General features: G+C 44.8%; 18 protein-coding genes. 8 read left to right on the top strand and 10 right to left on the bottom strand.

Annotated features, from left to right (window positions below):
• Positions 1–12: 12 nt before the first annotated feature.
• From urtE to urtA, 5 genes are all read right to left on the bottom strand, one after another.
• On the bottom strand, positions 13–720 hold the full coding sequence (gene urtE / locus DFP81_RS02605) for an urea ABC transporter ATP-binding subunit UrtE (RefSeq protein ID WP_115896190.1): 708 nt from the start codon (positions 718–720) through the stop codon (positions 13–15).
• Entirely contained in the window at positions 717–1,592 is an 876-nt protein-coding gene (gene urtD / locus DFP81_RS02600; RefSeq protein WP_115896189.1) for an urea ABC transporter ATP-binding protein UrtD, read from the bottom strand. Before urtD ends, urtE begins: the two co-directional genes overlap by 4 nt.
• Entirely contained in the window at positions 1,589–2,722 is a 1,134-nt protein-coding gene (gene urtC, locus DFP81_RS02595) for an urea ABC transporter permease subunit UrtC (RefSeq protein ID WP_115896188.1), read from the bottom strand. The genes urtD and urtC overlap by 4 nt, the downstream gene beginning before the upstream one ends.
• Entirely contained in the window at positions 2,719–4,362 is a 1,644-nt protein-coding gene (urtB, locus tag DFP81_RS02590) for an urea ABC transporter permease subunit UrtB (RefSeq protein WP_115896187.1), read from the bottom strand. Before urtB ends, urtC begins: the two co-directional genes overlap by 4 nt.
• Positions 4,363–4,525: 163 nt before the next feature.
• On the bottom strand, positions 4,526–5,806 hold the full coding sequence (urtA, locus tag DFP81_RS02585; protein WP_115896186.1) for an urea ABC transporter substrate-binding protein: 1,281 nt from the start codon (positions 5,804–5,806) through the stop codon (positions 4,526–4,528).
• 438 nt (positions 5,807–6,244) lie between these two features.
• Here urtA and DFP81_RS02575 point away from each other — a divergent pair, with 438 nt between their 5' ends.
• The 4 genes from DFP81_RS02575 to DFP81_RS02560 all read left to right on the top strand — a co-directional run bounded on the left by DFP81_RS02575 (position 6,245) and on the right by DFP81_RS02560 (position 9,163).
• Positions 6,245–7,210: a transposase gene (locus tag DFP81_RS02575; protein ID WP_115896184.1), complete on the top strand. Its 966-nt coding sequence runs from the start codon at positions 6,245–6,247 to the stop codon at positions 7,208–7,210.
• Between the two features lie 327 nt (positions 7,211–7,537).
• Positions 7,538–7,945 (top strand): GNAT family N-acetyltransferase, encoded by a 408-nt coding sequence (locus DFP81_RS02570; protein ID WP_115896275.1) that lies wholly within the window; start codon positions 7,538–7,540, stop codon positions 7,943–7,945.
• 133 nt (positions 7,946–8,078) lie between these two features.
• Positions 8,079–8,498: a GFA family protein gene (locus tag DFP81_RS02565; RefSeq protein WP_115896183.1), complete on the top strand. Its 420-nt coding sequence runs from the start codon at positions 8,079–8,081 to the stop codon at positions 8,496–8,498.
• A 68-nt stretch (positions 8,499–8,566) separates the two neighbouring features.
• Entirely contained in the window at positions 8,567–9,163 is a 597-nt protein-coding gene (locus DFP81_RS02560) for a DUF938 domain-containing protein (protein ID WP_115896182.1), read from the top strand.
• Positions 9,164–9,421: 258 nt separating this feature from the next.
• Here DFP81_RS02560 and DFP81_RS02555 read toward each other — a convergent pair whose 3' ends face one another.
• The 3 genes from DFP81_RS02555 to DFP81_RS02545 all read right to left on the bottom strand — a co-directional run bounded on the left by DFP81_RS02555 (position 9,422) and on the right by DFP81_RS02545 (position 11,885).
• Positions 9,422–9,664: a hypothetical protein gene (locus DFP81_RS02555; RefSeq protein ID WP_115896181.1), complete on the bottom strand. Its 243-nt coding sequence runs from the start codon at positions 9,662–9,664 to the stop codon at positions 9,422–9,424.
• A gap of 393 nt (positions 9,665–10,057) precedes the next feature.
• Complete coding sequence (gene yiaY, locus DFP81_RS02550; RefSeq protein WP_115896180.1) at positions 10,058–11,206, bottom strand: L-threonine dehydrogenase; 1,149 nt, start codon at positions 11,204–11,206, stop codon at positions 10,058–10,060.
• Between the two features lie 124 nt (positions 11,207–11,330).
• Positions 11,331–11,885, bottom strand: coding sequence for a TetR/AcrR family transcriptional regulator (locus DFP81_RS02545; protein WP_115896179.1), 555 nt, complete (start codon positions 11,883–11,885; stop codon positions 11,331–11,333).
• A 244-nt stretch (positions 11,886–12,129) separates the two neighbouring features.
• On the opposite strand from DFP81_RS02545, the gene DFP81_RS02540 reads away from it, so the two are divergent.
• Positions 12,130–12,714: a hypothetical protein gene (locus tag DFP81_RS02540; protein WP_115896178.1), complete on the top strand. Its 585-nt coding sequence runs from the start codon at positions 12,130–12,132 to the stop codon at positions 12,712–12,714.
• Between the two features lie 100 nt (positions 12,715–12,814).
• Here the strand turns inward: DFP81_RS02540 and DFP81_RS02535 are convergent, their stop codons facing one another.
• Both DFP81_RS02535 and DFP81_RS02530 read right to left on the bottom strand, forming a co-directional pair.
• On the bottom strand, positions 12,815–14,029 hold the full coding sequence (locus DFP81_RS02535; RefSeq protein ID WP_115896177.1) for a phosphoribosyltransferase family protein: 1,215 nt from the start codon (positions 14,027–14,029) through the stop codon (positions 12,815–12,817).
• 243 nt (positions 14,030–14,272) lie between these two features.
• Positions 14,273–15,796, bottom strand: a complete 1,524-nt coding sequence (locus DFP81_RS02530) for a DUF3612 domain-containing protein (protein WP_115896176.1) — start codon at positions 15,794–15,796, stop codon at positions 14,273–14,275.
• A gap of 130 nt (positions 15,797–15,926) precedes the next feature.
• Between DFP81_RS02530 and DFP81_RS02525 the strand changes: the two genes are divergently transcribed.
• The 3 genes from DFP81_RS02525 (at position 15,927) to DFP81_RS02515 (ending at position 20,422) form a co-directional block, all read left to right on the top strand.
• A complete protein-coding gene (locus DFP81_RS02525; protein WP_425453659.1) occupies positions 15,927–18,140 on the top strand; it encodes a malate synthase G in 2,214 nt (737 codons plus the stop codon).
• A gap of 89 nt (positions 18,141–18,229) precedes the next feature.
• Positions 18,230–19,834: an isocitrate lyase gene (locus tag DFP81_RS02520; protein ID WP_115896175.1), complete on the top strand. Its 1,605-nt coding sequence runs from the start codon at positions 18,230–18,232 to the stop codon at positions 19,832–19,834.
• A 171-nt stretch (positions 19,835–20,005) separates the two neighbouring features.
• The gene (locus DFP81_RS02515; protein ID WP_115896174.1) at positions 20,006–20,422 is read left to right on the top strand and encodes a hypothetical protein; all 417 of its coding nucleotides are present in this window, start codon (positions 20,006–20,008) and stop codon (positions 20,420–20,422) included.
• Positions 20,423–20,433: the final 11 nt, after the last annotated feature.

Raw genomic sequence — 20,433 nt, 5'->3', positions numbered from 1 at the left:
CAGTATTTAGGGCTACACCGCCAAATACTGTTTGATCAGGGTATCGTTCAGTTTGTCCATCTTGTCTGCTGCTACAATACGACCTTTTTCCATTAAACGGAATTCCTTCCCGACACGTCTTGCAAAGCCTAGTTTTTGCTCGACAAGAATGACGGTTAATCCTTCTTCGGCGTTTAACTTTAAAATTACATCGCCGATTTGCTTAACAATATTGGGTTGTATGCCTTCATTAGGTTCGTCGAGTATCAGAACTTTTGGGTCTAATACTAGTGCACGGCCAATGGCCAATTGCTGTTGTTGTCCGCCAGAAAGGTCGCCACCACGACGATGTAGCATGTCTTTTAATACCGGAAACAGATCAAAGATTTTTTCTGGTATCTCGTTGGTTTTTAATTTGCTTTTTTTATTTCGTACCGGCAAGCCTATGCGTAGGTTTTCTTCTACCGTGAGCATCGGGAAAATATCTCGCCCTTGCGGTACGTAACCGATTCCTGCATAGGCGCGTTTTTCAGGGTTTTGTTTATTAATAGCGGTATCATTCATAATGATCTCACCATTTTTTATTGGCAATAGCCCCATGATGGCCTTGAGTAGGGTGGTTTTACCGACGCCATTTCGACCCATAATGCAGGTAATTGAACCGGGTTCAATGTCTAGATCCAGCCCCCAGAGAATTTGCGTGCCACCGTATAGCTGATCGACATTTTTTATTGAAATCATGAGTTTGCTCCTTGGCTCTCGTCTTCTTGACTCTCTTCTCCTAAGTAGACTTCAATCACATCTTGGTTGTTTTGGATCTGATCCATAGTGCCTTCAGCAAGCACCGAACCCTGGTGTAATACGGTGACCGTACGAGCAATGCTGCGCACAAACTCCATGTCGTGTTCCACGACTATGACGGTTCGCTCTCCCGCCAAAGAGGTTAATAGCTCAGCGGTGCGTTCTGTTTCTTGCGCCGTCATGCCTGCGACAGGCTCATCTATCAATAACAGCCTAGGGTCAGATACAAGTAACATGCCAATTTCTAACCATTGTTTTTGGCCGTGGGATAAGGCACCTGCGAGCAAAAAACGATGCCCAGCAAGACCGATGATATTGAGCACATCATCAATACGATCTATTTGCGTTGACGTAAGTCGAGAGATGAGTGTCGGCAGCACACCTTTGTCAGTTTTAAGTGAAAGTTCTAAATTATCAAACACGGTTTGCTCTTCGAATACCGTGGGTTTTTGGAATTTTCGACCAATACCGAGCTGGGCGATTTCAGCTTCACCTTTATTGAGAAGATTGTGGTTTTGACCGAAAAAGACGCTGCCTGAATCACATTGGGTTTTGCCTGTGATGACATCCATTAAGGTGGTCTTGCCTGCGCCATTGGCGCCAATCAAACAGCGTAATTCACCATCATTAATATAAAGGTTTAAATGGTTTAGAGCTTTGAAGCCATCAAAGCTGAGGTTGACGTCTTCCACATAAAGAATGACTTCTTTATCTACATTCACCTTAGTATTAGTGGGTGCTAAAAAAGGCCACACCTGATCAGGCCGGAAGGTCTCACGTAGTGATTCTACGGTATTTTTAATCGCGCTCATGCTTCGGACTCCTTAGTGGCTGGTGGTTGGCGCTTTGACAGCAGTTGCGTGTATAACCCCACGATGCCTTTCGGCAAATACAGAGTGACTAGGACAAACAAACCACCCAAAGCAAACAGCCAAGCCTCGGGTAAAATCGCGGTGAAACGGGTTTTGGCATAATTCACCAAGAGAGCGCCAATGATCGCGCCAATCAAGGTGCCGCGACCGCCAACCGCGACCCAGATCACCATTTCGATGGAGTTAATAGGGGAGAACTCCCCAGGATTAATAATGCCAACTTGAGGCACATACAAAGCGCCTGCAATGCCGGCGATGACCGCAGAAAAAACAAACAACCAAACCTTATAGCGGTCGGTACGATAGCCGATAAAGCGCGCCCGAGATTCCGCATCACGGATCGCCAACACCACCTTGCCAAAGCGAGAGGAAAGGATCTTGTGGCTGACAACAAACACCACCGCGAGCACCAGAGCGGTTAAAGCAAATAAGCTGACTCGAGTGGTGTCAGACTGCAAACTAAAGCCTAAGATATCTTTAAAGTCAGTTAAGCCATTATTACCGCCAAAGCCCATTTCATTGCGAAAGAAAGCCAGTAACAGAGCGTAAGTGAGTGCTTGCGTCATGATGGATAAATACACCCCAGTTACCCGTGAGCGAAAGGCCAGCCAGCCAAACACAAACGCCAATAAGCCAGGAATCAGCACCGCCATGAGCATGGCAAACCAGAACTGATCCATACCGTGCCAAAACCATGGCAGCTCTTTCCAGCCTAAAAACACCATAAAATCGGGTAAATCTGGATTGCCGTAGGCGCCACGGTCACCGATTTGGCGCATTAGATACATGCCCATGGCATAACCACCTAGGGCGAAGAAAGCCCCGTGTCCTAGGCTCAAAATACCGCAATATCCCCAGATAATATCCACCGCCAACGCCAATAGGGCATAGCATAAGTATTTGCCGAGCAAAGTGATGGAGTAAGTACTCACATGCAAGGCAGAATCTGCAGGCAAATAGAGATTAGACACACACGCCAAGGCAGTGACAGTTAATAGAATAATCACGAATGGCATGGTGTGTTTACCGGACTGACGTCCAGCTGAAAAATACTGAATAATGGAACTCATTCTGCGGCCCTGCCTTTTTGTGGAAAGAGTCCTTTAGGACGTTTTTGAATAAACAAGATAATAAATACCAAGACTAAAATGGTGGACAGAACCGCTCCTGTCATAGGTTCTAAGAACTTGGTCGCAATGCCTAAACTAAACGCAGCGACTAAGGTGCCCAGCAAATTTCCTACCCCGCCAAACACCACAACCATGAAGGAATTGATGATGTAATCTTGACCTAAATTTGGCCCGACATTGGTCAGTTGGCTCAGAGCCACCCCTGCGATTCCAGCAATACCTGAACCTAGAGCAAAGGTTATGGCGTCAATCCAATCTGTTTTCACGCCCATGGCTTTAGCCATGTTGCGGTTTTGCGACACGGCGCGCACGTTCAACCCTAAAGAGGTTTTCTTCAGCACCATCACCAGCGCCATAAATACCAATAGGGAAAAGGCTAAAATATACAAACGATTTAAAGTGAGGGAGAGCACTGGGTTGATTTCCCAGGAACCACTCATCCAGCTTGGGGAAGCCACCTGACGATTCAATGGCGAGAAAATAGTACGTACCAGTTGTTGCAAAATTAGACTGATACCAAAGGTTGCCAGCAAGGTTTCCAATGGCCTGCCGTGTAAATGGCGAATCACAAGGCGCTCGATCAACACGCCGACTAAGCCTGACACAATAAAGGCCGCCGGGATCGCTACCCAAATCGAGTAGTCGATGTAATTAGGCATCATCAACTGAACCACATACGTGGTGTAAGCGCCGAGCATGATCATTTCACCGTGGGCCATATTGATTACCCCCATCACCCCAAAGGTAATGGCTAAACCGATGGAAGCCAGCAGCAGTACTGAACCTAGGCTAAGACCAAAAAATAATTGATTTAAAAAAGCAAAGCGTTCGGTGCGCTGGCTAATGCTACTTAACGCTTGTTGTGCCGCTGTCTTAATAGCAGGGTTGTCTTGGTTAGTGAGTTGAGTGAGCTTATTACGTACGGTGTTTTCCAAACTGCTAGATAAGCGGTGTATTGCAGCAATACGAGTGGAGTTCGGCAGCTCAGTGCTTAGGGCGGTGTTAATGGCTAAGGCGAGCCCCATTTCTGCTTTAACGTCTTTGTTCGTTTCGCTGGAATAGAGGGCTTCTATCATGGCGACGGTGTCATCATCTAAGTTAGATAATAGCTCTTGGACTGCGCTTAGGCGTATCTCGGCAGAAGCAGAGGTTAACTGAATACGAGCAATCGCAGTGCGCAAATAACCCCGCAAGCGATTATTCACTTTTATTTTAGTCACGCTGCGCTTGGTTACATCAGCGATCACTTTTTGGCTGAAAATTCCTTGATATAGGTCTTTCCCATTGTCTTTAAAATGTTGGACTAATTGTTTGTTGGTTTTGATGAAATACAAATCGCCCTGCATCATAATGCGAAACAAAGAGGCAGTAGTTTCATTGCTATTGGCCTCGATCTCCTTCAAAACGGGCAGTAACTTACTGTATTTTTCTTGGGTAAGTTTCAGCATCAGAGGAGCCAGCGCTGGTGGTGCCTGATTGTCAGAGAGGCTGTGTGAGGTGGTAGAGTCTGCACTGAAAGCCGGTGAAGAAAAGAGGCCGACAAGACAGCATAAAAGTACAAGGAAGTGTCTCAAGGTCATGCTCCGTGGGTGATGAATAACTTGATGTCGCTTGCAAGTCTCGTAGTGTGAACTGAGAGAATTAACCACTACGAGCAGAAAAAAGTGGGCTCCGACCCTAGCTAGGGGAGAGCCCAAACAACCTTGGGAGAGGTCTATTATGGTGTGTGCAACAGGTGAGAAATTAGTTCTCGCCTGAACACTTCTTAGTCACTGTGTTGTAATGTCCGCAATGGATCGGAGCAGTCCAATCAGCAATCACGTTTTGAGAACTTGGTAAATAATCTGACCAAGAATCCCCCGCCACGGTGCCGTCGGTTTCCCAGACTGTCTCGAATTGGCCGTCGTCTTGGATTTCACCAATTAATACCGGTTTGCTTAAGTAATGGTTTTTATTCATTACCGCAGTGCCACCTGTCAGGTTTGGAAACTCCTGACCTATCATGGCTTTTTCTACACTGTCTACGTCTGTGGTACCGGCTTTTTCCACCGCGTTAACCCACATATTGAAACCAATATAAGTGGCTTCCATCGGATCATTGGTGACGGCGTTTGGATCCTGCTTAAAGGTTTTCCAAGACTCAATAAAATGCTCGTTTTCAGGCGTGTCTACGCTTTGAAAGTAATTCCAAGCAGCCAAATGGCCGACTAAGGGCTCAGCATCTAGACCAGAAAGCTCTTGCTCGCCCACAGAGAAAGCGACCACTGGAATGTCTTCTGACGAAATGCCTTGGTTGGCAAGCTCTTTATAAAAAGGCACGTTGGCATCGCCATTAATGGTGGAGACCACGGCGGTTTTAACCCCTTGGCTACCAAAGTTCTTGATTTGAGAAACAATGGACTGCCAATCAGACTGACCAAATGGCGTGTAATTCACCATGATGTCTTTTTCTGGGACGCCTTTGGATTTCAAATAAGCTTCTAGAATCTTGTTTGTGGTACGTGGGTATACGTAATCTGTGCCTGCCAGTACAAAACGTTTCACACCTAGGTCATTCATTAGGTAATCCACTGCAGGAATAGCCTGTTGATTTGGCGCAGCGCCGGTGTAGAAAATATTTTTAGATGACTCTTCCCCTTCGAATTGCACCGGATAAAACATCAAGCCATTGAGCTCTTGAAGAACAGGAAGCACCGATTTACGAGACACGGATGTCCAACTACCGAAAATCACATCGACCTTGTCTTTACTGATTAACTCGCGGGCTTTCTCCGCAAACAAAGGCCAATTAGACGCTGGGTCAACCACCACAGGTTCAATCTGCTTACCGAGCAAACCACCTTTCTCGTTTTGCTCTTTAATCAGCATCAACACAGTGTCTTTCAAAGCGCTTTCAGAAATTGCCATGGTGCCTGATAAAGAGTGCAACACACCGACTTTAATCGTGTCTGCAGCCCAAGAAGGCACAGCAACCAGCGTGGCGCCGGTTAAAGCAAGCGCAGAAACTAACGTTTTAATCTTCATTGTTGAGTCTTCCTATTCGTTATCTTTCTAATGGGGAATCTTGATGACAGAACAGAGTAGTGGGCTAAACACCCTCGTATTCCGTGAGCCAGACCAGTATCCCTAGAAAGCCACAAGAAACGTATTCGCAGAATGACCCAGAGAGGTACGTCATTTGACGTATAGATCACAGATACCTTCCCTTCCAAACCAAGACAGGCATATCACAAAGTCAATAAATATCAGCCTTTGAGCTCTTTTTAGCTTGTTTTCCAGACCTCTTCTATACTTACGGTTTGTTTTCTCAAGGAAGAGGAGCTGAAGGATGCTAATGCCAAGTCCAACCAAGACAGGCATATTACAAAGTCAATGAATAACCGCCTTTGAGTTCTTTTCAGCTTATTTTCCAGACCTCTTCTATACTTACGGTTTGTTTTCTCAAGGAAGAGGAGCTGAAGGATGCCAATGCCAAGAAGCCAGCAAGTCTGTTTGGACGATACCCCTTATTACCATTGTGTTGCGCGATGTGTTCGCCGGGCATTTTTATGTGGTGAGGACTCGTTTACCGGTACCAGTTACGAGCATAGACGAAGCTGGGTAGAGAGTCGTTTACTGTTTCTAGCGAGTGTCTTTTCGATAGATGTTTGTGCTTATGCTGTGATGACTAACCATCTTCATGTGGTGCTCCATATTGATTCAGATAGCGCAAAAAATTGGTCTGTGTTTGAGGTGCTAGAGCGTTGGCATCGACTTCATAAAGGTACGTCGTTTACTCAACAATATGTGGGCGGCGGTACGCTTCCCGCCTATGTGATTGCTTTAGCAGAAGCCGCAGCAGAAACCTATCGGGCACGCTTAATAGATTTAAGCTGGTTTATGAAAGAGCTGAATGAGCCGATTGCTCGAAAGGCCAATGCGGAAGATAAGTGTACGGGTCATTTTTGGGAAGGTCGCTTTAAATCTCAGGCTCTGCTTGATGAAGCGGCGGTTATGGCTTGTATGGCGTATGTCGATTTAAATCCAATAAGGTCAGGTATCAGCGAGACACCAGAAGATTCAGACTTCACCAGTATTAAGAAGCGAGTGGTGGCAGTGAAAGCAAAGCATCAACCCAAGGCGTTATACCCTTTTGTTGGAAATCCACGAACAGGCAGCCCAAACGGTTTGCCTTTTGAACTAGTGGATTACTTGGTGCTGCTCGATATGACAGGGCGAATAGTGAAAGCTGGTAAAAGAGGGTCTATCGATGTGTCGTTACTTCCTATTCTGCAAAGGTTGAACATATCATCTGAAAACTGGCTTTGTATTGCGACAGAGTTTGAAGCGAGAACAGGTTCTGTTGTTGGACAAGAACTGTCTATCGATCATTACTGTGAATCACACCAGCGACAATGCAATAGGAAAAGCATTAAGCTACTGGCCTAATAGAAAATCACATTATTGCTTATCGGCCTTGTGCTGAGGCGTTCTGGTGTTTAAAAAAAACTAATGCTTCCATTTTTAGGGAATATTGAGCGATTTCGTCTCGAATATTTCCCCATGTACTTTGTTCAAGTTAATTATTTCTTAGTCGGTTCATTCATTGCTTGTTTTTACTGCTTTTAAAAGCTGCCTGTCTTGTTCTAGGGGCTTTGTATTTAGTGGTTTTATACTGTGCCTGTCAAAGATAGATTTGTGCCTGTCATATTTGGGGGGGCTGTGTTTTCATTGTGGGTTGAAGCATAGTGTGAGGCTATGAATTTAGAGGGAAAGATGTATATACAGCAAGTCACTACAGAAGAGGTTTTGCCTATTAGGCATCAAGTTTTATGGCCTGATAAATTACCTTCATTTTGTGAGGTGGAGGGGGATGACTCTGCGACGCATTATGGTGCGTTTATTGGGGATACATTGGTTTGCGTCGCATCTGTATATCGAAACGGGCATGAGGCTAGGCTTAGAAAGTTTGCTACCTTGCCTGAATATCAAGGTCGAGGAATTGGTTCTCAGGTAATTGAGTATCTCGTCGATGATTTGAAATTTGCTAAAGTGAATTATTTCTGGTGTGACGCTCGAGCCACAGCTCGTTCTTTTTATCAAAAATATGGCTTGTGCGTTGAAGGCGAGGAGTTTCAAAAGTCAGGTATTTCGTACTTCAAAATGTCCGTTTCTTGGGGCTAGTTAATCCATTTATGACAGGCATGGTTAATCCTGAATCAAAACAAAAATGGAGCAAGCTCTCTGAGTCTTTATAAGGGCAATAGTTGGGAATCTGGTAACTTTTATTTCTATCAACTGGTTATTAAAGGTGATCATGAACAAAAGGGATGAAACGCAATTTGGAGGCTGCCATTGTGGCGCTATTAGATATCAGCTGGACGGTAAGCCTGTGTATGTGTCTTTTTGCCACTGTGAGGATTGCCGAAGGTCTACTGGTGCGCTAGCGGTTGTTTATGCTGTGTATTTGCCTGATCAGGTTCAGTTTATTAAAGGCCAGCGAAAAAGCTATCAATCGTCACCCGGAGTGATTAGGACGTTTTGTTCTGGTTGTGGCACGTCACTGTCTTATGAGGCTGAGTGGCAAGGCCAGCTTGTTATGGGGTTCTTTGTTGCTAGTTTAGACAATCCGGAAGCCTTTCCGCCTGAAAGGCATGTATTTGATAGTGAAAGAATAAGTTGGTTCAATGTGACAGATGAACTGCCTCACTACGATGCCTTACCAGATAATAAATGAGCTTTTATGAGGCTGTTTTCTGCTAAGAGCAATTCTCTATTTATTTCATATTTGGCCAATGAGTTTTTATGACAAAGCATACGCTAAAATCTTTTTCCCCTTCTTGTGAGCGAAATAAACAACCGATTCTTGAGCAACTCAAAATTTATTTTAAAGACTCTAAGCAAGTGTTGGAAATAGGTTCTGGCACAGGGCAACACGCTGTTTTCTTTGCCAAAAATCTTCCGCATTTGATTTGGAACACCAGTGATATGCCAGACTACCATGGCAGTATTCAGGCATGGATCGATGATGAAAAACTGAGTAACTTGGTTGCTCCTATTGCTTTTCATTTTGGTAAAAATGACTGGCCAATGCTAGACGTGGATGCTGTTTTTACGGCCAATACGACCCATATTATGCAGCGTGATGACGCGAAATTAATGATGGAAACTATAGCTGCTAACTTAAAGTCGGGCGGTGTATTTTGTCAGTATGGGCCGATGAATGTAAATGGTGAATACACCAGTGAGGGTAACCGAGAATTTGATCAACAGTTGCAACAAAATGCTTATGGCGGCATTCGTGATATAGAAGAATTGATTGAGTGGGCGCCGGATATGGAGCTAACAAAAAAGATATTGATGCCAGCCAATAACTTTCTACTGGTATGGGCGCGCAAGTAATAGAGGGAGTTAACTAATGCTTGTCTTTTTTGGAAAAAGCTGTTCGCCCCTTTATTTTTTATGAATAAAAGTGACGTTAGTTTTAAGAAGTGCTTTTTAAAGAAAGGAAGCTTGTACCGGGTGTTATGTTAAATATTTAATGTAGATGTGTTAATTGAGGGGGATAGTAGTTTTAGCCAATTAAAAAGCCAGCATAGTTACCCATGCTGGCTAATAAGGTGTTTTTTAGTCTATTTAGACAGAAAAAATTATCTAAGCTTAGTTTACTTGGTTTTGCAAGAACTCAGCACGATGTGCGTTATCAGCAGAAGCTTTGATAGTTGGTGCGTAAGCCGCATTAGTATCAAGGCCTACATTGGCGTTTTGTGCTTGAGCCTCAATAGAGCTAACGTGAGAGCGTACAGATTTACCGTATGTAGCATCGCCTGGTGAAGCGAAAGCCATAGTAGCAATAGAAGATACAGCTAGAAAAGTTAGTGCGCTTTTAAGAATAGTTTTCATAATTTATCACCTTAAATATAATTCGTTTAATAGACATATTGACTACGTTGTTTCTATTTTTTAAATAATATCAGCTAAACGAAAAATAAAAATGTTATCCAGCACAGTGTCACTTTAGATTCTATTATTCAAATTAATCATCGTATTCATTAGAAATAAGCACATTGTGTATATATCTGTTAAGTCACTTTTCTTGACGATTTTACTGGGCTTAGAATGTGGTTTAAATAAAATAATAACCTGCTGATTAAATCCATAGAAGAATGACTAACAGATCACTGGTAGCTTGTTTATGATAAAACGCTTTAGAGGTCGTGATAAATAATAGGCTTAATGCGTGCCGTTAAAAGCCTTGTCGCTCAGAGTGACAAGGCTTGGTATGGCTTTCTACGGTTACATCGCAGCTTTAAAGATGGCGACTACATCTTCATGAGTTGGCTGAATGGGATTGGTTAATCCACAGGCGTCTTTCATTGCGTTGTCAGCAAGGGTCGCGAAGTCTTCTTCTTTTGCGCCAAGCTCGGTTAAGCCTGCTGGGATGTTAACGCTTTGCGACAGTTTAACTATGGCTGCAATGGCGGCATCCGCACCGGCTTTGTCAGTTAATCCGTTGACTTCTGCACCTAGGGCGCTGGCGATATCTTTTAAGCGTGGCGCGGCGACTTGCGCGTTGAAGCTTTGCACATGAGGCAGTAATACCGCATTGCAGACACCGTGAGGTAAGTCGTAGAAACCTCCTAATTGATGCGCCATGGCGTGAACATAACCTAATGATGCATTATTAAACGCCATGCCTGCTAAGAATTGCGCATAGGCCATTTTGTCTCGGGCTTCCATGTTGCTGCCGTTATGAACCGCTTCGTGCAAGTTGTCACGGATAAGTTCAATTGCCTTAATTGCGCAAGCGTCTGTAATGGGATCTGCTGCGGTAGAAACATAAGCTTCAATGGCGTGTGTCAGTGCATCCATACCCGTTGCAGCGGTTAGGGAAGCTGGCATGCCTGCCATTAGTCTAGGATCATTTACCGACAGAATCGGGGTGACATTTTGGTCGACAATGGCCATTTTGATATGGCGATCTTGGTCTGTGATGATACAAAAACGCGTCATTTCTGAAGCCGTTCCCGCCGTGGTATTAATGCCAATCAAGGGAAGCTGCCGCTTCTTGGAAACATCTACCCCTTCATAATCGCTAATGTGTCCACCATTGGTTGCCACCAAAGCAATGCCTTTGGCACAGTCGTGAGCTGAACCGCCACCTAGGGAAATAACGCAATCACATTGATGCGTGTGTAATACGTCTAATCCTGCGTTAACGTTGTTGACTGTTGGGTTAGGTTGAACGCCATCGAAGACTAAGCTTTGTATGCCGCGCTCTATTAACAAGCCGGTTAGCTCATCCGCCACACCAAGTTTTGTCATTCCTGGGTCCGTTACAATCAAGGCTTGCTTAAAACCAAGGTTTTCGATTTGCGTAATGGCATCATTAAGTGCCCCTTCGCCCATAATATTAACCGCTGGAATATAAAATGTGCTGCTCATGACCTTATCCTCACCTCAAGTAGTGGTAGTGGTTATATAACCTAGTGGTGAGTGTGGCATTCTATGCTGAGCAGAGAGTTGATTTATGGCAGGCTTTTGGCGAATAAAAAGTGACGTTATGACGTTAATATTTCACTTCTGAGGCGGTTAAAATGGCGATGCATTTTAAAGCGGCGTCAAGGTCTTGGCTAACATAAGCACTGCTAATCGCGCCTTCTTTTAATAAGCAGACCCAATCAAGAAACGCTTCATCCTGACGCTTGAGAGCTTGTTTAATAAGCTGGCGAACCTGTTGTTTATGCTGGCGACAATATTGAGCAATCGCGCTTTTTTCATCACTGAACTCGGCCGATGTGTTAGTAAAAAAGCAGCCACGAAAATCACCAAGTTCTGGGACTCGGCTATGAAACCAGTCCGTTAAACCATAAAACAGTTGGTGTATCACTTCCGTGTCATTTTTTGCCCCTGATAGCTGAGTTGTTAGCCATTGTTGGAAACCTTGATCTCTTTTTTCTAGGGTGGCTAGCACCAGAGCCTCTTTCCCTGAAAAGTGGTGGTAGAGCGTTTTTTTGGCAATGCCAGAGACACTGAGTATTTCATTAATGCCAACAGAATAGATGCTGTTTTGATAGAAAAGTGTAAGGGCTGTGTCGATAAGGATTTTGCGTTTGGTGTTCATAATGGCTCCTAATGATCCATTATAGTGGCAAAAGTAGACTGTAGTGTCTACTTCTGTGGTGCCACCCTGTGTTACTCATAGGCTCAATTTTTCCTGTTCAGCCTTAACCGAGTGGATCCTTATTGCTTGTGGATTTCTCACTGCTCAAAGTGCTTCTGTGTGGTAAGGTTCCGCTATTCATAGTGCGAAGGCAGTTTTGTCACAAGCGCACAGACATTATTGACGTATTTAGAGGAAAAAGGTTGTGTCCGACGCTCAATCGATAGAAATCAGTAAATTAGAAAAATTGCGTAGCGCTTGGTTGCCAGCGGTGGAATTTTTGTTTGGTGAAGCTGCACCAGAAGCCGAATTTGTAGGTTTTGAAATGAACCCAGAATCAGCAAAACCTGTGGCTTTATTTGAAAATGAGACGGCTCCTTATCAGTATAAGATCCAGATGCCAGCACGCAGTTTTAGTAATGATGTGATGTTGTTGGCGGATGTTATCCAAGAAATGGTACGAGGTTTATTTCCCGCCCCTGAACAAGATCATAACAGCACTACATTGTGTGAGGGGACCGTGATCTATGGTGCGATTATGGCGATTAAGCAGGTATTTGGTGAAGAGTCGGTGGATTCCTATCTCAATGCATTGCGGGAAAAAGTTCCAGCATACTATGATGCTTTTTCTTATGTGGCTGTGTTACTGACAGAAGACCCTCAAGCGATTAAAAAGTTACGTGCTGTTCAGCCGCTTTTATACAAGGCAACAAAAGAAGATTTTGATACCGCAGACATCGAGATTAACCGCAAAGTAAAAGATATTTTACTGCTGACATTTCGAGCTTAACGAATATTCTAGCCAATCAAGTGACAAATAAAAAAGCCGTGTTGAAAACACGGCTTTTTTATGATTTGTTGCAGTACAAAGAGCTGATAAAGCTAATGAATTACTCAGGTTTAAGCTCAGACAGCTCTTCGCTAAACCAAATTTTACGCTTGAAACGCGGGTTTTTAGAAGACATGTCGATTTTATAAGGGTTGGCTTCTTGGGCTTGAGGGAAGCCTAGGATGTTGCAAAGTTCTTGAGCCAGCCACTTCTCGACTTTTAGTACCACCATTTTCTTACGTAGACGACCTTGCTCGTCACGGTTCAAAATAGTAGGTAGCGTGTTTAGCGTTAGAATCTCACCCAAAGCAGGATGAGCCATACGCTCACGACCTTCGTCGCTGGCATAAAAGTGCGATACTGCAAAGACCATGCGTTGAGGATTAATTTGCTGTAAGAACTGACAAGATTTAACCACAGTAGAGCCGGTACGAACCATGTCGTCAAACAGCACAATGCTGGCACCGTCTAGGCCGTCGAAAGTGTGCTCACTTTCTTTGTGTAGTGTGATCTCAACTTTGCGCTCATTGGTTCTTTCTTTGTCGAGCATGATGAATTTCGCTTTGCTCAGACCAAGGGTATTAAACATTTCTTTAACGAAATCACGAGCCCCTTTATCTGGTGCACACAGTACCAAACCTTCACCATCTTTTCCGTAGTGCAAGATATCTGAGTTTAGTAAATAGTGGGCGTAAATTTCATAAGGGATAAGGTTATGGAAATCACCTTCAAAAACTTCATTGAAGATCTTTTGCACTGAATCTGAGTGGTTGTGGATTGTCATTATGGTATCGACACCAGACAATTTCAACATTTGTGCGTATAGCTTGGCAGTAAACGGCTGACCATCAAATTTTTTGATGTCTTTTACATCACGTTCAAAGCTGGTTTCACCTAAGCTCTTGTGAGGCCCGCGATCTTGAGCACTGTAAAACAGGTCTGGTTCTACAAGAATAACACGAGCGGCGCCGTTTTCTTTCGCTGCCCTAGCGATAATGAAGTTCGACATTGCCAGCTCTTGGCGGGTTTTTACGTGGCTGCCAGTACTGACAATGATGACCGATTTGCCTTTTAGCTTGCGGCCAATGTTTTCAAAGTCTGCTTCGTCGGAAATAAACCGCGGGCAGAATTCAGAGTTCATGAATTGTTTCATGCTGATCAAGTCAGCAATGTCATCGTATTGGCCCATAGCATAGGCGATATCAATAGCAAATGGGTTATCGGAAGAGTTACTAACAACTACGATGTTAGCTGGCTGACCGGTCGACAAAGTCATGAAAGATCCTTAACTAGAGGGGGTATGGGGATAGTGTCAATTTTAATACTTGTCGACGTATTGCGATAGGGTCGATGGGAAGAAATCGTCGATTAGTTTTAAGATAGTTTGTAACTGATTCTTATTCGTATGAAAAACATATCTAACCTTGGTTCTAGGTTCTTTTTGTGCCGCAAAGACGTTAGGGCAAATATCAGATAAGATTTTTCTTATTTAAGCCTGACTGTTTTTGATGCCCTAGCCCTAGCTTTCGCACTGCTGATAACAGCTTGGGGTTCTTGGGCAAACCGAACCTCGCGGGCAAATTAGCCTAGCGTCATTGTCTATGCCGCGTTCTACCCAGTTAATATTGAGTATTTTGGCCACGCTCATTAAGTCTTTTTTCATCGCGTTTGGAATCGCCGATGTGCCGCCGCCACTAAAACAGGCTTGTTTTAATTGTTGTGCAATGGCAATTGCGTCTTTGCCTTGAGCGGCAATCGCGGGGTTTAAATCGATGCCAGAGCAGAGTACATGGCTGCTTCCGGTTAAGTCTTCTACCCTGATGGATTCACAGGCATAAATGCGCGGTTCGTCGCCGTTATTTAAGATGGAGATTTGGGCTGATGTGCCCGAAGTGGGCGCACTGATCATGCGAAAAACGGCCCAATTTTGACAAGGGTCTTCTACCTCACTCATGTTGCCCCAAGGCAAAGGAATGCCGTTTCCACGGTACACGGCTTTGAGTTTACCCGGTGCGAAAGCATCAAAATAATGCCAATGTGGGTAGGGGGACACTGCGGTCATACGGCGCATCGCCACTGAGGCGGATACTCCTGCCAGCTTAGCTGTATTAATTTCATAACCATTTCGGTCAAGTAGCTGCCGAAAAGGAACCTTAGGACAAAGTAAGGCACCGGCAAAAAAACTGCATTCAAAATCCCGCCATGCGTAGAGAATATCTTGAGCGTCCATTCCCGAGGCCTGAGTACGAGAATGGGGGGCTTGTAAAGGAGAGATTTCATTGCGTCCTGTCACCAGCACATTTCTCATGCCATCTTTATCGTGTAGCACCGCATGACCAATGTGTACCGCTAGGTTGTATTTCAGCCGCTGGGGCTGTGACTTCATGATTTGATTAATATAAATCTGATTGGGTGGCTCAAAAAATGAGGTGACTAGGTGATGGTCACTGACCCCCATGCTCTCTAATACAGACAGAGGTGTTTTACGGAACCATTTAATTTGTAAGCCCATTTGTTTTGTAATAGCGATGATCTCATCCAAACTTAAGGGCAAACGTTTGAGGCCAACTTCTTCCGCAGCGCGCTCCAAATCGGGGAAATGGTTTTGATGGTGTTCTTGGTGAGCACGGATTAACAGATGAGCAAACTGACGTCCACTGGTGCCGGTTTGCGAGAGCATTTCAGGAATGGCAATTTGCAGAATTTCTTTTGAGAACAGGAAGTTTGGTTCAAGCGCCATGCCATTAATGCCGCCTGCAGAGCCTTTTTGCGGAACAATAGCGTCTTCTTCTGGGATGTCATCCAAAAACCAATCGATATTTTTCTGAAAAACACTGGCAATAATCTCCAGCACTTCTTCACTGGGAACCCGCTTTCCGCGCTCTATCATGGATAAATAGGACACAGACGGTGCGTATTCTGCGTTCACTTTTACACATCTTGCGGACAAGTCTTCCATCGTCAAACGATTACGTTTTCTGAGGTTGCGGATTTTGGTACCCAAAAAATGGGCTTTACGGATAAGGCTATTTTTATTTTTCATTTTTGTAAAATTTACACTGTGTAATTCTTATTGTGAAATTTTAATTTAGTTTGTCATAGACTAAAAATCAAGCAATCGGAACCACATACTAAGATCCGTTAGGGTCGGAAAATAAGAAAAGGAAAGTAAGATGAAGCAATCACAAAATAAAAATAATGACATGCAACATGGCTTTAACCTGTTGGTAAATGATGATTTTCGTCGCTTTCTTGATAACGATGTCCTGCCACTACATGGCCTGGACTCTGAGACATTTTGGCGTGAATTGACTCTACTAATTGGTGATCTGGCGCCGGTTAATCGCCAGTTGCTCGCGACACGAAATGGTCTGCAACAGAAAATAGATCAATGGCACAAAGATCAGCAGGGTCAGCCAATAGACACGGCCGAGTATGAATCTTTCCTAAGTGAGATCGGTTACCTAGTAAAAGCAGGTGAGGATTTCACGGTAACGACTGACAATGTTGATGAGGAAATCGCGCATTTAGCAGGCCCTCAATTAGTGGTGCCATTGAAAAATGCTCGCTTTGCATTAAACGCGGTGAACGCGCGTTGGGGCAGTTTGTATGATGCTTTTTACGGTACTGATGTGATAGCAGGGAGCGAGCAACCTCTTGCTGGTGGCTTTGATGCCCAGCGTGGTGAGCAGGTTATCGCGAAAGCAAAAGATTTTCTGGATGAGACTTTTCCGCTTGATGAAGGGTCCCATCATGATGTCACCAGTTACATGGTGTATTACCACCATTTGTTGGCCTTCTTCGCTGATGGTCGTCAAACCGGGTTAAAACAACCTTGCCAGTTCGTCGCTCTTAATGGCCAAAAAGCCGATCCAGAGTCTCTGTTGCTGAAAAATAACGGCCTACACGTGGAAATTAAGTTTGATCGCAATGGCAAAAATGGCATCACAGACAAGGCGAATATTGATGACATTCTGGTTGAGTCGGCTCTAACAAGCATTATGGACTGCGAAGATTCTGTGGCCGCCGTGGACGCTGAAGACAAATTAGAGGTCTACCAAAATTGGTTGGGTCTGATGCAAGGCACATTACAAGCGCGTTTTGAGAAAGACAGTGAAATGCAGATTCGTCGGATGAATCCTGATCGTATTTTTACCGATCTAGAGGGTGGCACTTACCGCGTTTCTGGACGTTCTTTGATGCTCATTCGAAACGTTGGTCATTTAATGGAATCGGACCTGATCCAAGATTCACGGGGCGACTTTGTACCAGAAGGCATTATTGATGCCGTGGTTACCTCCTTGATCGGTGCGTTAGACCTGCAACAGGATAAAGAACTACGCAACAGCAAAACAGGCAGTATTTATATTGTTAAGCCTAAGATGCATGGACCAGAAGAGGTGGCCTTTAGTTGCGAGCTTTTATCCCGTGTTGAGCAGCTTTTAGGGTTGGCAAATAACACCTTAAAAATCGGCATTATGGATGAAGAGCGACGTACCACGCTGAACTTAAAAGAATGCATCCGTAGAGCGAAAGAGCGTGTGGTGTTTATTAATACCGGTTTTTTGGATCGCACCGGTGATGAGATTCACACCAGCATGCAAGCGGGGGCGTTTTTGCCTAAAGAGCAGATCAAACAGCAAGCTTGGATTCAAGCGTATGAAGACCGTAATGTGGAAATTGGCCTGCAGTGTGGCTTACAAGGCCGAGCGCAAATAGGTAAGGGAATGTGGGCCATGCCAGATGAGATGGCGGCCATGATGAAAGCAAAAATCGCTCATCCGCAAGCGGGTGCCAATACCGCTTGGGTACCTTCGCCAACAGCGGCCACGTTACACGCTTTGCATTATCACCAAGTGGATGTGTTTGCTGAACAAGAGACCATTAAACAGCGAGCGCCCGCGACTTTCAGTGACTTATTGCGGATTCCGGTTATCGCACCAGGACAAGCCTTATCCTCCGACACCATTGAGAGTGAAATTGAGAACAATGTCCAAGGGCTATTGGGGTATGTGGTGCGCTGGGTAGAAGCTGGGGTGGGGTGTTCAAAAGTTGCGGATATTCACAATACCGCACTGATGGAAGACCGTGCCACCTTGCGTATCTCCAGCCAGCATTTGGCCAATTGGTTGCTACATGGAATATGTAACAAAACTCAGGTGATGGCGGTGATGGAGCGCATGGCCAAGGTGGTGGACGAGCAAAACCAAGCTACCCCTGGTTATCAACCTATGGCGCCAGCAGGCATGACGGCGAACGAGCATTCAAGTTTTGCCTTTAACGCAGCGAAAGACTTGATCTTCAAAGGAACGGAGCAGCCTAACGGTTATACCGAACCTTTATTACACAGTTATCGGGTACGTGCGAAAGCCGCTGCTAAGCAGTAGTCACCGACAAGTATTGATTGTGATTATTTAAAACCTATTGGCAGATGCCAAACGATTCAAAACCTAACCTTAAATAAGAGGGCTAAACCATGCAAAACTACAAAAATAAAACTCAGCAGGCAGCACAAACGATTCAGCAACAAGGCACATGGGGGGCAATTAACCCTGAAAACGTGGCCAGAATGCAATTACAAAATCGTTTTGCCACAGGTTTAGATATTGCAAAATACACTGCCAAGATCATGCGTGAAGACATGGCGAGTTATGATCAAGATGCGGGAAATTACACCCAATCTTTGGGCTGCTGGCATGGCTTTGTTGGCCAACAAAAAATGATCTCAATTAAGAAACACTTTGGTACCACTCGCAGTCGTTACCTGTACCTATCGGGTTGGATGGTGGCGGCAATGCGCTCCGAGTTTGGTCCTTTGCCTGATCAGTCCATGCATGAGAAAACCTCGGTGCCAGCTTTGATCGAAGAGCTTTATACTTTCTTAAAACAAGCCGACGCTCGTGAGCTACAGCATTTATTCAAAGACTTAGACGAAGCCCGTGAGGTGGGAGACCAGGTACGTGAGCAAGCAGTACAAACACAAATTGATAACTTTGAAACTCACGTTGTGCCTATTATTGCCGACATTGATGCAGGCTTTGGTAATGAAGAAGCGACTTATTTACTCGCGAAAAAAATGATCGAAGCGGGGGCTTGCTGTATTCAGATCGAGAACCAAGTGTCTGATGCCAAACAGTGTGGTCACCAAGACGGTAAGGTAACTGTGCCTCACGAAGATTTCTTAGCGAAAATTAACGCGGTACGTTACGCCTTTATGGAGCTAGGGGTAGACGATGGCGTCATTGTGGCTCGTACAGATTCTCTTGGTGCTGGTTTGACGCAAAAAATTCCAGTGTCTCGTGAGCCAGGTGACTTGGCGGATCAATATAATGCTTACCTTGATGGTGAAGAGGTGACTTCACTGGCGGATATGTACTCTGGTGACATGGCGATCAAACAGGGAGAGCGTTTGATCAAACCTACGCGTCTAGCCAATGGTTTGGTGCGTTTTAAGGCCAATACAGGGGCGGATCGTGTGGTCTTGGATTGTATTACTTCACTGCAAAATGGCGCTGATTTGCTGTGGATTGAAACAGAAAAACCACACATAGGCCAGATTGCGGAATTGGTGAATCGTATTCGTGCCGTGGTGCCAAATGCCAAGCTGGTTTACAACAACAGCCCATCATTTAACTGGACGTTAAACTTTCGTCAGCAAGTGTTTGATGCTTGGTTGGAAGAAGGTAAGAGCACTCAAGATTACCAGCGTGATCAGTTGATGTCCTCTCAATACGATGGCACGGAATTGGCAAACGAAGCCGATGAGCGTATTCGTTGTTTCCAAAAAGACGCAGCGCAGCAGGCGGGCATTTTCCATCATTTGATTACCTTGCCGACTTACCATACGGCGGCCTTGTCCACTGACAATTTAGCGAAAGACTACTTTGGCGAGCAAGGAATGCTCGGCTATGTGAAAGAAGTGCAGCGTAAAGAGATCCGCCAAGGACTCGCTTGTGTTAAACATCAAGACATGTCGGGTTCGAATATAGGTGATGACCATAAAGAGTACTTCTCTGGGGCTCAGGCACTGAAGGCGTCAGGCAAAGACAATACGATGAATCAGTTCGCTGTTTCTTCTTAGGGTTAGTTTATTCCCTTAACTATTTTCCTTAAGTGTGTCTTTGTAAGGCCAGCAATATTGTGATTGCTGGCCTTTTTTCTGTATTTTTCTGAATAAACTTTCAATGGGTTTGCCTTTGTTCGTTGGGCTACTTAGCATTAGCTTAATACATTAAAAAAAGGAGGCTACCGAGTGAGCCTAATGCAAAGTGGGTTAAAAATGGTGACATTCACCTCTGCCATAATAATGGGGGTAACAGGGTGTGCGTTGTTCTCAAATGAGGGCTATGAAGGCGGCGACCATCGTGGCGGTGGGCCGACTGGGCCTTTAACAGGAACCGAAATGGCGCAGAAAATTGCCCCTGAAGACATAAAAGCCGAGCAAGACGAAAATGCCCCCTATGTTGGTGGCGACCATCGTGGTGGCGGCCCTACCGGTCCTTTGTCTAATCAGGAGATAGAGAGTGTTGCGCCTGAGGTTATTGATGCTGAGGTGCCAGCGGCTGAGGAGGCAAGCCAAGAGAGTGAGCTTCCAGCAAAGAGCTCTACTGAAGAGGTGTATCTAGGTGGTGATCACAGAGGCGGCGGTCCAAGTAGCTTGCTTGAGTAACGCCTACTCTG

The sequence above is a fragment of the Marinomonas pollencensis genome, assembly GCF_003387375.1.
GTDB lineage: Bacteria > Pseudomonadota > Gammaproteobacteria > Pseudomonadales > Marinomonadaceae > Marinomonas > Marinomonas pollencensis.
This window is presented reverse-complemented; position numbering and strand designations above follow the sequence as displayed.

What these genes read in the sequence shown, in the direction of transcription:
- urtE (WP_115896190.1), bottom strand. Translation starts at nt 720, where the DNA reads ATGATTTCAATAAAAAATGTCGATCAGCTATACGGTGGCACGCAAATT.
- urtD (WP_115896189.1), bottom strand. Translation starts at nt 1,592, where the DNA reads ATGAGCGCGATTAAAAATACCGTAGAATCACTACGTGAGACCTTCCGG.
- urtC (WP_115896188.1), bottom strand. Translation starts at nt 2,722, where the DNA reads ATGAGTTCCATTATTCAGTATTTTTCAGCTGGACGTCAGTCCGGTAAA.
- urtB (WP_115896187.1), bottom strand. Translation starts at nt 4,362, where the DNA reads ATGACCTTGAGACACTTCCTTGTACTTTTATGCTGTCTTGTCGGCCTC.
- urtA (WP_115896186.1), bottom strand. Translation starts at nt 5,806, where the DNA reads ATGAAGATTAAAACGTTAGTTTCTGCGCTTGCTTTAACCGGCGCCACG.
- DFP81_RS02575 (WP_115896184.1), top strand. Translation starts at nt 6,245, where the DNA reads ATGCCAATGCCAAGAAGCCAGCAAGTCTGTTTGGACGATACCCCTTAT.
- DFP81_RS02570 (WP_115896275.1), top strand. Translation starts at nt 7,538, where the DNA reads ATGTATATACAGCAAGTCACTACAGAAGAGGTTTTGCCTATTAGGCAT.
- DFP81_RS02565 (WP_115896183.1), top strand. Translation starts at nt 8,079, where the DNA reads ATGAACAAAAGGGATGAAACGCAATTTGGAGGCTGCCATTGTGGCGCT.
- DFP81_RS02560 (WP_115896182.1), top strand. Translation starts at nt 8,567, where the DNA reads ATGACAAAGCATACGCTAAAATCTTTTTCCCCTTCTTGTGAGCGAAAT.
- DFP81_RS02555 (WP_115896181.1), bottom strand. Translation starts at nt 9,664, where the DNA reads ATGAAAACTATTCTTAAAAGCGCACTAACTTTTCTAGCTGTATCTTCT.
- yiaY (WP_115896180.1), bottom strand. Translation starts at nt 11,206, where the DNA reads ATGAGCAGCACATTTTATATTCCAGCGGTTAATATTATGGGCGAAGGG.
- DFP81_RS02545 (WP_115896179.1), bottom strand. Translation starts at nt 11,885, where the DNA reads ATGAACACCAAACGCAAAATCCTTATCGACACAGCCCTTACACTTTTC.
- DFP81_RS02535 (WP_115896177.1), bottom strand. Translation starts at nt 14,029, where the DNA reads ATGACTTTGTCGACCGGTCAGCCAGCTAACATCGTAGTTGTTAGTAAC.
- DFP81_RS02530 (WP_115896176.1), bottom strand. Translation starts at nt 15,796, where the DNA reads ATGAAAAATAAAAATAGCCTTATCCGTAAAGCCCATTTTTTGGGTACC.
- DFP81_RS02525 (WP_425453659.1), top strand. Translation starts at nt 15,927, where the DNA reads ATGAAGCAATCACAAAATAAAAATAATGACATGCAACATGGCTTTAAC.
- DFP81_RS02520 (WP_115896175.1), top strand. Translation starts at nt 18,230, where the DNA reads ATGCAAAACTACAAAAATAAAACTCAGCAGGCAGCACAAACGATTCAG.